Origin of the sequence: Bradyrhizobium sp. SPXBL-04 (genome assembly GCF_051853035.1) — a bacterium.
GTDB classification, from domain to species: domain Bacteria; phylum Pseudomonadota; class Alphaproteobacteria; order Rhizobiales; family Xanthobacteraceae; genus Bradyrhizobium; species Bradyrhizobium zhanjiangense.
The window spans coordinates 7,399,872-7,412,926 of the sequence record NZ_CP182472.1 but is presented as its reverse complement, the minus strand read 5'-3'; the positions used below and the strand labels follow the sequence as shown (position 1 = coordinate 7,412,926).

General features: G+C 65.6%; 12 protein-coding genes. 8 read left to right on the top strand and 4 right to left on the bottom strand.

The window, feature by feature from the left end; translation table 11 throughout:
* The first annotated feature begins 4 nt into the window (after positions 1-4).
* The 4 genes from ACNJX8_RS35335 (at position 5) to ACNJX8_RS35320 (ending at position 4,047) form a co-directional block, all read left to right on the top strand.
* On the top strand, positions 5-1,312 hold the full coding sequence (locus ACNJX8_RS35335) for an NAD(P)/FAD-dependent oxidoreductase (protein ID WP_439358469.1): 1,308 nt from the start codon (positions 5-7) through the stop codon (positions 1,310-1,312).
* 22 nt (positions 1,313-1,334) lie between these two features.
* Positions 1,335-2,384 (top strand): ABC transporter substrate-binding protein, encoded by a 1,050-nt coding sequence (locus tag ACNJX8_RS35330; RefSeq protein WP_439358468.1) that lies wholly within the window; start codon positions 1,335-1,337, stop codon positions 2,382-2,384.
* A gap of 68 nt (positions 2,385-2,452) precedes the next feature.
* Positions 2,453-3,265 (top strand): ABC transporter permease, encoded by an 813-nt coding sequence (locus ACNJX8_RS35325; protein WP_164934375.1) that lies wholly within the window; start codon positions 2,453-2,455, stop codon positions 3,263-3,265.
* Positions 3,262-4,047 (top strand): ABC transporter permease, encoded by a 786-nt coding sequence (locus tag ACNJX8_RS35320; protein ID WP_439358467.1) that lies wholly within the window; start codon positions 3,262-3,264, stop codon positions 4,045-4,047. Before ACNJX8_RS35325 ends, ACNJX8_RS35320 begins: the two co-directional genes overlap by 4 nt.
* A gap of 165 nt (positions 4,048-4,212) precedes the next feature.
* Here the strand turns inward: ACNJX8_RS35320 and ACNJX8_RS35315 are convergent, their stop codons facing one another.
* Complete coding sequence (locus tag ACNJX8_RS35315; protein WP_128937581.1) at positions 4,213-4,863, bottom strand: TetR/AcrR family transcriptional regulator; 651 nt, start codon at positions 4,861-4,863, stop codon at positions 4,213-4,215.
* Entirely contained in the window at positions 4,863-5,552 is a 690-nt protein-coding gene (locus ACNJX8_RS35310) for an aspartate/glutamate racemase family protein (RefSeq protein ID WP_128936201.1), read from the bottom strand. The genes ACNJX8_RS35315 and ACNJX8_RS35310 overlap by 1 nt, the downstream gene beginning before the upstream one ends.
* Positions 5,553-5,840: 288 nt before the next feature.
* Here ACNJX8_RS35310 and ACNJX8_RS35305 point away from each other — a divergent pair, with 288 nt between their 5' ends.
* Genes ACNJX8_RS35305 through ACNJX8_RS35290 form a run of 4 tightly spaced genes read left to right on the top strand, consistent with a single transcriptional unit; the run spans position 5,841 to position 10,342 of the window.
* Positions 5,841-7,502, top strand: a complete 1,662-nt coding sequence (locus tag ACNJX8_RS35305; protein WP_439358466.1) for a thiamine pyrophosphate-binding protein — start codon at positions 5,841-5,843, stop codon at positions 7,500-7,502.
* Positions 7,503-7,504: 2 nt separating this feature from the next.
* Positions 7,505-8,770 (top strand): NAD(P)/FAD-dependent oxidoreductase, encoded by a 1,266-nt coding sequence (locus ACNJX8_RS35300; protein WP_439358465.1) that lies wholly within the window; start codon positions 7,505-7,507, stop codon positions 8,768-8,770.
* 9 nt (positions 8,771-8,779) lie between these two features.
* Positions 8,780-9,523: an aspartate/glutamate racemase family protein gene (locus ACNJX8_RS35295; RefSeq protein ID WP_439358463.1), complete on the top strand. Its 744-nt coding sequence runs from the start codon at positions 8,780-8,782 to the stop codon at positions 9,521-9,523.
* A 39-nt stretch (positions 9,524-9,562) separates the two neighbouring features.
* A complete protein-coding gene (locus ACNJX8_RS35290; RefSeq protein WP_091879761.1) occupies positions 9,563-10,342 on the top strand; it encodes an SDR family NAD(P)-dependent oxidoreductase in 780 nt (259 codons plus the stop codon).
* 156 nt (positions 10,343-10,498) lie between these two features.
* Here ACNJX8_RS35290 and ACNJX8_RS35285 read toward each other — a convergent pair whose 3' ends face one another.
* Both ACNJX8_RS35285 and ACNJX8_RS35280 read right to left on the bottom strand, forming a co-directional pair.
* Positions 10,499-11,293 (bottom strand): IclR family transcriptional regulator, encoded by a 795-nt coding sequence (locus tag ACNJX8_RS35285; RefSeq protein WP_091879759.1) that lies wholly within the window; start codon positions 11,291-11,293, stop codon positions 10,499-10,501.
* Positions 11,294-11,315: 22 nt separating this feature from the next.
* Complete coding sequence (locus ACNJX8_RS35280) at positions 11,316-13,049, bottom strand: FAD-dependent oxidoreductase (RefSeq protein ID WP_439358462.1); 1,734 nt, start codon at positions 13,047-13,049, stop codon at positions 11,316-11,318.
* Between the last annotated feature and the right edge of the window lie 6 nt (positions 13,050-13,055).

The following is a 13,055-nucleotide window of genomic DNA, read 5'->3' as shown; positions in this document are numbered from 1 at the left end:
AGGCATGACACGGGACAGGAGCGCGCTGCCGTCAGCCAACTCGCTGTGGGCCGCCACGGCCGAGCCGGCGCGCGAGTTTCCGGTCCTGTCGGGCGAGCGACAGGCGGATGTGGTGATCATCGGCGCGGGCTACACCGGCCTCTCTGCTGCGCACCACATCGCCAGAAGCGGGCTTGCGCCGGTCGTGCTGGAGGCCAACCGCCCCGGCTGGGGCGCGAGCGGCCGCAATGGTGGGGTGATCACCGCGAAATTCCGCCTCTCGTTCCGCGAGATCGATGCCGTGCACGGCCGCGCCATGGCGCGGCGCATGTACGAGATCGCGCATGAATCGACCGACATGGTCGAAGAACTCGTCTCCGAGTTCGGCATCACCAGCGCAAACCTCACCCGCACCGGCCAGGTCAAGGCGGCGCATAACGAGACGACGCTGAAGGCCGCGATCGACGAAGCCAACTGGATGACGCGCGAGATGGGCGATGCGGAGGTCCGCATCCTCGACAAGCGCGGCGTGCGCGAGGAGACCGGCTCGGACGTCTTTGTCGGCGGTGTGCTCAATCCCGGCTCGGGCGGCATTCATCCGCTGAATTATCTGCGCGGCCTTGCCGACGGCGTCGCGCGCCGCGGCGTTGCCATCTTCCAGGAGTCGCCGGTGGTCAAACTCCGGCGGGAGAATGGCGGCATCGTCGCCGAGACGCCGAAAGGCGCGGTGCGGGCGAAGCAGGCGATCATCGCCACCAACAGCTATTCGGATCTGACCGATGCCACCGCGCAGATGCAGCGCACGCTGATCCCGTTCCGCAGCGCCATCATTGCCACCGACAGGCTGCCGCGCAATCTCGCCGGCAAGCTGATGCCGACGGGGCGCACCTATACCGAGACCAAGCGCATGATGCGCTGGTTCCGGATGGTCGACAATCGCGTGATCTTCGGCGGCCGTGGCGCCTTCGGCAAGCAGGATTCCGAACCGGCGTTTGATGCGTTGCGCAAGGCGATGGTCGGCATCTTCCCCGATCTCGCCGATATCCCGCTCGCCTATAAATGGTCGGGCCTTGTCGCGATGACGCTGGACTCGGTGCCGCATATCGGCCGGCTCGACGACCGCACGCTGGTCTCGATGGGCTACAATGGCGCCGGTGTCGCAATGTCGAGCCTGATGGGCCGCTATCTCGCCGCCTTCGTGCGCGGCGAGACGCCCGAGGTCGGCCTGCTCGATATCAGGCGCATGAAAGCGATTCCGTTCTATCCGCTGCGCGAGCCCGCCGTGCGCTTGGTCGCCGGCTGGTACCAGTTTCTCGATGCGATCGGTCAGTGAGATCTATTTGGAGGAGGTGAGGATGACGACGAAGCAGAAGTTTGGATTTGGCTGCGCATTGCTTGGTGCAATCGGATTGACCACCACGGCTGCCAGTGCAGCCGAGCAGATCACCTTCGTCTCGCAGGGCGGCGCCTATCAGCAGGCGCAGACGGTGGCGATCCTCGATCCCTCCGCCAAGAAGCTCGGCATCACCATCAACCAGGACTCCATTCCCGACGCCTGGCCCGCGATCAAGACCCAGGTCGGCAGCGGCAGGCCGATCTGGGATGTTGTCGACACCCCGACCGGCTATTGCCTGCGCGGCGGCGAGCAGGGGCTGATCGAGAAGCTCGACTTCTCCAAGATCCCGAACGCAGCGGCGATGCCTGAGGCCTATCGCAGTCCCTATTCGGTGTCCTACGAATTCTATTCCAGCGTGCTGGCCTACAGCCAGAAGGCGTTCCCGAGGGATGCGCCGAACAGCTGGGCCGATTTCTGGGACGTCAAGAAATTCCCCGGCCGCCGGGCGCTGCGCAACCATCCGATCGCCACGCTCGAGGCGGCGCTGATGGCGGACGGCGTTTCGCCCGACAAGCTCTATCCGCTCGACGTCGACCGCGCCTTCAAGAAGCTGGAAGAGATCAAGCCGCACATCACGGTGTGGTGGACCTCCGGCGCGCAGTCGGCGCAGCTGCTCAATGACGGTGAGGTCGACATGGAGATGGCCTGGAACGGCCGCGTCAGCGCGGTCGCCAAGGAAGGCGCCAAGGTGGCCTTCACCTACAACCAGGGCATCCTGCAGAGCACTTCGCTCTGCATCCTCAAGGGCGCGCCGAATCACGAGACGGCGGTGAAGTTCCTCAACGAGGCCGTCGATCCCGTGCACCAGGCCAACCTGCCGCTCCACATCGACTACGGCCCCGGTAATCCGAAGGCGTTCGAGACCAATGTGATCAAGCCCGAGCGCGCCGCGCAATTGCCGAGCGAGCCGGCCAACGCGGCCAAGCAGGCGCTGATGTCCTATGCCTGGTGGTCCTCGCCCGCGGGCGAAGCGGCCGAGAAGCGCTGGGCGTCGTTCATGCAGAAGTGAGCGAGGCAGCCTTGACGACATCCGTGTCCGATCCATCGCAGAAGCATCGGCGCCGCGAGCACGGCCTGATGCTGGCGCTGGTGTCGCCGGCACTGCTGGTGATCTTGGCTCTGATCGTGCTGCCGGTCGGCTGGCTCGCCTGGCAGTCGGTCTACCACGACGGCTTTACGCTGGAGAATTATCGCCGCGTGTTCACCGAAGATGTCTATTGGCGCAGCTTTGCGCTGACCTTCGAGATCAGTCTCGCGGTCACATTGATTGCGCTGCTGCTCGGCTATCCCGTGGCCTATCTCGCCAACTCGTTGCCGAAAGCGTGGAGCATCCTCGTCCTGTCGCTGGTCGTGCTGCCGTTCTGGACCAGCGTGCTGGTCCGGGCCTATGCGTGGCTGGCGCTGCTGCAGCGCACCGGCGTGATCAACCAGTTCCTGCGCTATCTGGACGTGATCTCCGAGCCGCTCGCGCTGGTCCACAACACGTTCGGCACGGTGGTTGCGACCGTGCACATCCTGCTGCCGTTCATGGTGCTGCCGCTCTATGCCACCATGCAGAAGATCCCCGGCGATCTCATGCAGGCCGGTGCCAGCCTGGGTGCGAGCCCGTCGTTGACGTTCTTCCGCGTGTTCCTGCCGCTGTCGCTGCCAGGCGTGCTCGCTGGCTGCACCATGGTGTTCGTGCTCTGCCTCGGCTTTTACATCACGCCAGAGCTGCTCGGCGGCGGCCGCACCGTGATGGTGTCGATGCTGGTGAGCCGCAATGTCGAGCTCTACAACCAGTTCGGGGCGGCCAGCGCGGTCGCGGTGGTGCTGCTCCTGAGCGTGCTCCTGATCTTCTTCGTCGTCAGCCGCTTCATATCGCTCGACCGCGTGTTGGGGCAGAAATGATGCGCGCCTCGCCCGCACGGATTGCGCTCTACCTGATCAGCGCGCTGGTGCTGGTCTATCTGATCCTTCCCGTGCTGATCATCGCGCCGATCTCGTTCTCGAGCGCGCGCTTCCTGACCTTCCCGCCGCCGTCGTTCTCGCTGCGCTGGTACCAGCAATATTTCGCCAACTCCGCCTGGATGCAGGCGACGCGGGTGACGCTGACGGTCGCGCTGTTGACCGTCGTGATCGCGACCCCGCTCGGCGTGGCCGCCGCCTATGCTATCAGCCAGTCGAAGCTGCGCATCATGCGCATCATCCACATGGCGCTGCTGCTGCCGCTGGTGGTGCCGATCATCATCACTGCGGTCGGCATCTTCTTCGTCTATGCCAAGGTCGGCCTGGTCGCGACCATGCCCGGCCTCGTGCTCGCGAACGTGATGCTGGGATTGCCCTATGTCGTCATCTCGGTGCTCGCGGGCCTGCAGAGCTTCGACCCCGCGCAGGAGATGGTGGCGCGCAGCCTCGGCATGAACCGCCTGCGCAGCTTCTTCGCGGTGACGCTGCCACAGATCAAGTCGAGCGTGATCGCCGGCGGCATCTTCGCTTTCATCTCGGCGATGGACGAGACCATCGTCGCACTGTTCATCTCCGGCGGCCAGTTCCAGCCGCTGACCAAGCGCATGTTCACAGCGCTCCGCGACGAGATCGACCCGACCATCGCTGCGATCTCGACGCTGATGACGGCGGCCTCCTTCATGCTGGTGCTACTGACGAGCACGCGGCAGAAGAGGAGCGGGTGAGGAGAGTTATTGTCGTCCTGGCGAAGGCCAGGACCCATTACCCCCAGGGAGCGTTTTGGCGAAGATTGGTCGTTCGGGATTAGTACCATCCGCAACCGACAGACCTCGCGGTATGGGTCCTGGCCTTCGCCAGGACGACAGCCGAGTTTGCGGCGCGCCGCACCCTCACCCCTTCGCCCCCAGCCAGGCCAAAATCATCTCCACGATCTGGGTGCGGCTCTTCGCCAGCACCCCGGGTTCGCTGAGGTCGCGGTCGAACAGCGCACCAAACGTGTCGCGGTTGGCGACGCGGAAGAAGCAGTAGGAGGAGATGGCGAGGTGCAGGTCGATGGCGTCGACGTCGTCGCGGAAGACGCCTTCGTCGCGGCCACGCTTCAGGATACCGTCGAGCGTCGCGATCACGCTGGCGTTGAGCTGGCGCAGCTGCGGGTTCTGCTTCAGATGCTTGCCATGGTGGATATTCTCGATGCTGACGAGGCGGATGAAGTCCGGATTGCGTTCGTCATGGTCGAAGGTGGCCTCGATCAGGCGGCGCAATCCCTCGCGAGCGTCGCAGCTTTCGATGTCGAGCTGGTCCTCCAGCGCGCGGATTCTGCGATAGGCCTCTTCGAGCACCGCGAGGTAGAGCTGCTCTTTGCCGCCGAAATAATAGTAGATCATCCGCTTCGACGTGCGCGTCCGTGCGGCGATGGCGTCGACCCGCGCGCCGGAATAGCCCTCGCGGGCGAATTCGGTCATCGCCACTTCGAGGATGTCGCGCTTGGTGCGCTCGGGGTCGTTGGTGCGCTTTAATGGGGGCGGCATGCGTTCGAGCATCATCCCATGGCGAAATCGGCCGCCGTCTCGGCATGAATTGCCGTCGTGTCGAACGTCTCGACTGAGGTGTCGTTCGGGCCGACCAGCATCGTGATCTCGGTACAGCCGAGGATGATGCACTCCGCGCCGGCGGTGACGAGCGCTGCCATCACCTCCTGATAGCGCCGGCGCGAGGGAGCGGTGACAGTTCCAAGGCACAGCTCATCGTAGATGATGCGGTTCACGTCGGCGCGGGCGTCGGCGGGAGGAACCAGGACGTCGAGATCATGCGCGCGCAGCCGGTCGATGTAAAAGTCCTGCTCCATCGTGAATTTCGTGCCGAGCAGCCCGAGCCGCCGGTACCCTTTGGCCCGGATCCGCTGGGCCGTTGCGTCCCCGATGTGAATGAATGGAACGGTCAAGCTCGACATGATGTCGGGTGCCAGTTTGTGCATCGTGTTCGTGCACAACACGATCGCACGGGCCCCGGCGCTTTCGAGCCGCCGTGCGACTTCCGCCAGGCTGGCCGCCGCCTCGCTCCAGCGATCGGCGTACTGCATTTCCTTGATCTGTTGAAAATCGTAGGAATACATCAGCAGCGGCGCCGAATGCAGCTTGCCCTTGCGGTCGCGGACCCGCTCATTGATGAGCTTATAGTAGAGTGCGGTGCTCTCCCAGCTCATGCCTCCAATCAGGCCGATGGTTTGCATTCCCATGCTCCAGACGATTTGGTCCGGCCGGATCGTAGACGAAGACGACGAAGCTCGCCATCGTGACAGGGGAAATAGACGGGTTGACGTGTGGCCCATGGCGGAGGCCGGGATTGCGCGGACGTGGCCTCAAAGCCCGATCAGTGCAAACGGCAAGGGCGGGCATGACGCCTGCGCAGGCGGCGAGAAGCCTTTCGATCTTGCGCGTCCTGTCGGCCTGTCCTACGCCAATTCCGCACATAATGGCGAGGCGCTCGGGCGCATCGCCAAAGCCTTGAGGGAGCCGTCATGACCATTCGCAACACCCGCACCGGGGGCCAGATCCTGATCGACCAGCTGGTCGCGCAAGGGGTCGAGCGCGTTACCTGCGTGCCGGGCGAGAGCTATCTGGCGGCGCTCGATGCGCTGCATGACAGCCCGATCGACGTCGTGATCTGCCGCGCCGAAGGCGGCGCCGCGATGATGGCGGAGGCCTATGGCAAGCTCACTGGCCGCCCCGGAATCTGCTTCGTCACCCGCGGACCCGGCGCGACCAATGCCAGCCACGGCGTCCACATCGCGATGCAGGATTCGACGCCGATGATCCTGTTCGTCGGCCAGGTCGACACTGGCATGCGCGAGCGCGAGGCGTTCCAGGAGCTCGACTACAAGGCGGTGTTCGGCACCATGGCGAAATGGGCGGTCGAGATCGATCGCCCCGATCGCATTCCGGAGCTGGTGGCGCGCGCGTTCCGCGTCGCCATGCAGGGCCGCCCGGGTCCCGTGGTGATCTCGCTGCCCGAGAACATGCTGACCGAGACCGCGGCGGTTGCGGACGCCATGCGCATCGAGCCTGCGGTGAGCTGGCCGGCGCCGGCCGACATCGAAAAGCTCGGCGCCATGCTCGCCACCGCCAAGGCGCCGCTCGTCATCCTCGGCGGCTCGCGCTGGACCGACGAGGCAACCAGGAGCATCGCGCGATTCGCCGAGCGGTTCGACCTGCCGGTTGCGACCTCGTTCCGCCGGGCCTCGCTGATCGACGCCGACCATTCGCATTACGCCGGCGATCTCGGCATCGGGCCGAGCCCGGGGCTGAAGGCGCGCATCGAGGGCGCCGACGTCATTCTGCTCATCGGCGGCCGCATGTCGGAGATGCCGTCCTCGTCCTACACGCTGCTCGACATTCCGACCCCGCAGCAGAAGCTGATCCACGTGCATCCGGGCTCGGAAGAGCTCGGCCGCGTCTATCAGCCGGCCCTTGCGATCCAGGCGACGCCCGCCGCATTCGCCGCCGCGGTCGAAACGCTGAAGCCTTCGGGTGCGGTGGCCTGGAAGGGCGAAGCGGCGAAAGCACATGCCGATTATCTTGCCTGGACCGAGAAGGCGCGCGAGCTGCCGGGCAGGTTCCAGTACGGCCAGGTCATGACCTGGCTGCGCGACCGCCTGCCGAAGGACGCGATCGTCTGCAACGGCGCAGGCAATTATGCCGGCTGGATCCATCGTCATCACCGCTTCCACAGCTTTGCCGCGCAGCTTGCGCCGACCTCGGGCTCGATGGGCTATGGCGTGCCGGCGGGCGTGCTGGCAAAACGGCAATACCCGGATCGCGTCGTCGTCGCCTTTGCCGGTGACGGCTGCTTCCTGATGAACGGCCAGGAGTTCGCGACCGCCGTGCAGTACGATGCGCCGCTGATCGTCATCGTCGTCGACAATTCGCAATACGGCACCATCCGTATGCACCAGGAGCGCGACTATCCCGGCCGCGTCGTCGGCACCCAGCTCAAGAACCCCGATTTCGCGATGTACGCGAAGGCGTTCGGCGGCCATGGCGAGCGCGTCGAGCGCACCGAGGAATTCGCACCCGCGTTCGAGCGCGCGCTCGCCTCGGGCAAGCCGTCCATCCTCCACTGCATCATCGATCCGCGCGCGATCTCGGTCGGCAAGGATTTTGTGCCAGCGGTGAAGGCTTAGCGATGGCGACCGGCCGCCACGTCGCCATCATCGGCGCCGGCGCGGTCGGCGTGATCAGCGCCATTGAAGCGCTGCGCGAGGGCCATCGCGTCACGTTGATCGATCCGGGCGAGCCCGGTGGCGAGCAGGCGGCCAGCTACGGTAATGCCGGCTGGCTGTCGTCGCATTCGGTGATCCCGCCGGCCGAGCCGGGCGTCTGGAAGAAGGTGCCGGGTTATCTGATAGACCCGCTCGGCCCACTCGCGATCCGCTGGTCGTATTTGCCGAAGGCGCTGCCCTGGCTGATCAAATATCTGCTCTCGGGTTGGACGGAGGCGCGGGTCGAGAAGACGGCGTTCGCGCTGCGCGATCTGTTGAAGGACGCACCGCTTCTGCACAAGAAGCTCGCGGAGGAGGCGGGCGTGCCTGAATTGATCGAGCGTAACGGCGTGATGCATGTGTTCCCGTCGCGCGGCAATTTCGACAACGATCTCGGCTGGCATCTACGCAAGAAGGTCGGTGTCGAATGGCTCGAGCTCAACGCCGATGAGATGCGCCAGCGCGAGCCGGACCTGCATCCGCGCTACACGTTTGGTGTGGTGGTGGAGGAGGCCGGCCGCTGCCGCAATCCCGGCGCCTATGTCGCGGCCCTCGCGCAACATGCGATGGCAAGCGGTGCGAAGCACGTGCGGGCCAAGGCAACGGGTCTCAAGCTCTCCGGCAACACGCTCGTCGCCGTCGTCACCGAGACCGGCGAGATCCCTTGCGATGCCGCCGTGGTGGCGGCGGGCGCCCGCTCGAAGCAATTGACTGCGTCGGTCGGCGATCCGCTGCCGCTCGAGACCGAGCGTGGCTATCACGTCATGATCGAGAATCCTGAAACGGGTCCGCGCAGCTCGATGATGGCGTCAGATGCGAAGATGGTGGTGAACTGGACCGACAAGGGCCTGCGCGCCGCCGGCACGGTCGAGATCGCCGGCTTAGAGGCCGCGCCGAACTGGAAGCGTGCCGAGATTCTGCGCAATCACCTCTTCAGCATGTTCCCAAAACTGCCGAAGGACATTCCGGCCTCGCGCATCAAAACCTGGTTCGGTCATCGGCCGAGCATGCCGGATGGACGTCCCTGCATCGGCTATGCGCGGGCCTCGCGCGACATCGTCTATGCCTTCGGCCATGGCCATGTCGGCCTGGTCGGCTCGGCGCGTACCGGCCGGCTCGTCGCGCAGCTCCTCAGCGGCAAGCAGCCTGAGATTCCGCTCGCGCCGTTCGCACCCGATCGTTTCCTCTGAGAACGCACCATGACCCATCCAGCCAATTCATTCTCCCGAATCGCCCGTGGCGGCAAGGCCATCTATGGCGCGCCGCTCGGCATCTTGATGCTGGAAGCGCGCTTTCCCCGCATTCCCGGCGACATGGGCAATGGCACGACCTGGCCGTTCCCCGTGCTGTATCGCGTGGTGAGCGGCGCCTCGCCGGAGAAGGTGGTGCTGAAGGGCGCGGCCGGCCTGCTGCCTGATTTCATCGACGCGGCGAAGGACCTGGTGCGGCTCGGCGCCGAAGCGATCACCACCAATTGCGGCTTCCTGTCGCTGTTCCAGAAGGAGATCGCGGCCGCCGTCGGCGTGCCGGTTGCGACCTCCTCGCTGATGCAGGTGCCGTGGGTGCAGGCGACCTTGCCGCCGGGCAAGCGCGTCGGCCTCGTCACCGTGTCGGGCTCGACGCTCTCGCCCGCCCATCTCGAAGGTGCCGGCGTGCCGCTCGATACGCCGCTGGTCGGCACCGAGAACGGCAAGGAATTCTTCCGCGTCCTGATCAAGGCCGAGAAGGACGACATGGACGTTGCGCAGGCCGAGCGAGACGTGGTTGAGGCCGGCAAGCAGCTCGTCGCTGGGAACCCGGATGTCGGCGCCATCGTGCTTGAGTGCACCAACATGCCGCCTTACGCGGCCGCGCTTCAGGCCGAGGTCGGATTGCCGGTTTACGACATCTATTCCATGATCACCTGGTTTCATGCTGGACTGCGCCCGCGCGTCTTTGCGTGAACGCGTTCGTAAGATCGTCACAAGTCCTGGAGCGAACCCATGAAACTATCCGGCAAGGTCGCCGTCATCACCGGCGCGGCGCGCGGCATCGGCAAGGCCTGCGCGAAGAGATTCTTGGACGACGGCGTCAAGGTGGTCATCTCCGACGTCGACACGGATGCGCTCGAGAAGACGGTCAACGAGCTGGGCAAGCCCAAGGAGCTGTATGCCCTGCCGTGCCACGTCGCGCGGCGCGCGGACGTCGATCGCGCGGTCGCCACAGCAGTCCGGGAGTTCGGCCGGCTCGACATCATGGTCAACAACGCGGGCGTGGCCCGCAACCAGGACATTCTCGACATCTCCGAGCAGGATTTCGACGAGGTCATCGGCATCAATCTGAAAGGTGCGTTCTTCGGCGTGCAGGCCGCCGCGAAGCAGATGATCGCGCAGGGCGGAGGGGGCGTCATCATCAACATGTCCTCGGTGAACGCGCTGCTGGCGATTCCGACGCTTGCAACCTACGCCATCTCCAAGGGTGGCATGAAGCAACTGACGTCGGTGGCCGCTGTCGCGCTCGCTCCGCACAACATCCGCGTCGTCGCGGTCGGTCCGGGTACGATCCTGACCGATATGGTGGCCTCGGCGATCTACACGTCCGAGGATGCGCGCAAGACCGTGCTGTCGCGCACGCCCGCCGGCCGCGGCGGCGAGCCCAGCGAGGTGGCGTCGGTCGTGGCGTTCCTTGCGAGCGACGATGCGTCCTACATCACCGGGCAGACGATCTATCCAGATGGCGGGCGGCTGATCCTGAACTACACGGTGCCGGTGAGGGAGAAGTAGGGCTGGGAAGGTCGTCCCACACTCGCTGTCGTCGCCCGGCTTGACCGGGCGATCCAGTACTCCGTGACGCCTGCGATAGAACCGATGGGCCGCGGCGTACTGGATGCCCCGCTTTCGCGGAGCATGACAGCTATTGCTACGCGGGCAGTTTGGCCTTCACTCCGCCGCGACCGTCATGCCGTGGCCGAGCCGCTTCGAGATGGCGCCGGCGCAGTCGCGCAGCGCATGGGCGATCGGGCTGTCCCAGCGCGCATCGAAGGTGCCTTCCGGTCCCATTGCGGTGATGACCAGCGCGACATGGCCGGAATGATCGAACACCGGTGCTGAGAACGCATTGACGCCGGGCAGGGGATCGCCGAGCGCGCGGGCGAGGCCATGCTTGCGGACTTCAGCGAGCATCTCGGCGACCTTCGCGCCTTTCACCGCGCGCTTGGGATTGTACCCGACGCCATGGCGGTCGAGGCCGCTTTCGAGCGCGGCATTGATGGTCTTCTCCGGCAGGAAGGCCGCGAAGGCACGGCCCGTTGCGGTCTCCAGCAGCGCCATCACCGAGCCGGCCCGCATCACGATGTGGACGGGCTGGGCCGGCTCTTCCAGTTGCACCACGGTCGGACCGTGTGTGCCCCAGACCGCGAGCGAGACCGCGTGGCCGATCTGGCTTGCGAGCGCCGCGATCTTGGGACGTGCGATGCGCACGCCGGAGAGGCGGCGCAGGCTGATCAGGCCGAGCTCCAGCGCCAGCGCGCCGATCTCGTAGCGGCCGGTGGTCTCGTCCTGCTCGATCAGCCCGATACGGGAGAAGCTGGCGAGATAGGGATGCGCCTTGGCCGGCGTCATGCCGGCCTCGCGGGCGAGATCGCGCAGCATCATCGGCTCGCCGCTCCTTGCGAGCGCACGGAGCAGTTCTCCGCCGACCTCGATCGACTGGATGCCGCGGCTTTCCCTCTTCATGCGCCTCCTGGCGTGCGTCCGCTTAGGCCGCCTTGCGCTTGGCGGCGCTGTCGGCCAGGTGTCGTCCGGCAATGTAGCCGAAGGTCAGCGCCGGCCCAAGCGTGATGCCGGCGCCGGGATAATTGCCGCCCATGATGCTCGCCATGTCGTTGCCGGCGGCATAGAGCCCGGGAATCACCCGGCCTTCGGCGTCCAGTGCGCGCGCGTTCTCGTCGGTGACGATGCCGGCATAGGTGCCGAGATCGCCGATCACCATCTTGATGGCGTAGAACGGCCCGTTCTCGATCGGTGCGACGCAGGGGTTCGGGCCATGCAGGGCATCGCCCTGGTAGCGATTATAGGCCTTCGAGCCCTTGCCAAAGGCGGCATCATGGCCTTGCGGCGCGGTCGCATTGAACTGCTTGACGGTCTCGGTGAACGCCTTGGCATCGATGCCGGCCTTCGCCGCCAGTGCCTCCAGCGTGTCGCCACGCATGAGGTAGCCGGTCCGCAAATGATGGCCAAGCGGCATCGGGAATGGCGGCACGCAGCCGAGGCCATATTTGCGCAGCGTCTTGTGATCGCAGACGAGGAAGGCGGCAATCTCCTCGCCGGGCTTGGCGGCCTTCATCATGGCCTGGACGAAGTCGTGATAGGAATTGCCTTCATTGGCAAAGCGCCTGCCGTCGCGCATCACCGCGATCACGCCGGGCTTGGCGCGGTCGATGAAATGCGGCATCACGCCCTTTGAGCCGTCCTTGCGCGTGGTCAGCGACACCGGGACCCAGGCGGCCGCGTTCGGCAGGCGATCCTCGACATGCCCGCCGGCGCTTTCCGCAAGGCGGAGGCCGTCACCGGTGTTGCCAGCCGGTCCCGGCGAATAGTGCTCAGTGCCGGTCGGCGCATGTGGAAACATCTTTCTGCGCCGCTCGACATCGTGCGGGAAGCCGCCGCAGGCGAGCACGACGCCCTGGCGCGCACGGACGCGCACATCGCGTCCCTCACGCGAAACGATCGCGCCGGTGACGGCGCCATTCTCGACCGTCAGCTCGCGCACCGGCGAGGACAGCCACATCGGAATCCTCAGATCGAGCGCGGATTTTGCCAGCCGTCCGGCCAGCGCATTGCCGTTGGTCAAGGTCATGCCGCGGCCGTAGCGCAGCACGTCCATGAAATGCCGCGACAGGCGCTTGGCGACATAGACCGCGGAGGCCAGCGACTTCGTCACGCGCATGAAGTGGATGATCTCCTTGCCGGAGCCTAACATCATGCCGAACACGGTCAGCTCGGGCAGCGGCATGCCCAGCGTCTTGATGTGATCGCCGAGCTCGCGGCCGTCGAACGGGCGCGTCACCATGGAGCGGCCGCCCTGCGCGCCGCCGGGTGCTTCGGCGTGGTAGTCGGGAAACACCAGCGGCATGTCGAAGCGTAGCGCGGTCTTGGTGGTGAAGAAATCGACCGCCTCGGGTCCCGCGCTCAGGAATGCATCGACCCGTGCGGCGTCGTAATTGTTGCCGGCCTCGTGCCGCAGATAGATGCGGGACTGCTCCGGTGTTTCCTCGATGCCATAGGCCTTGGCAAGAGAGGTGCCGGGGATCCAGAGCCAGCCGCCGGAGCGGGCGGTGGTGCCGCCGAAGCGCGATTCCTTCTCGACAATGAGCACGTCGAGGCCGCGAGAACGCGCCGTGATTGCCGCCGACATGCCGGAGGCGCCTGATCCGGCCACGAGCACATCGCACTCGTAAGTCTCAATTGCGCTGCGCTCGTTACCGGTCATGCGGGC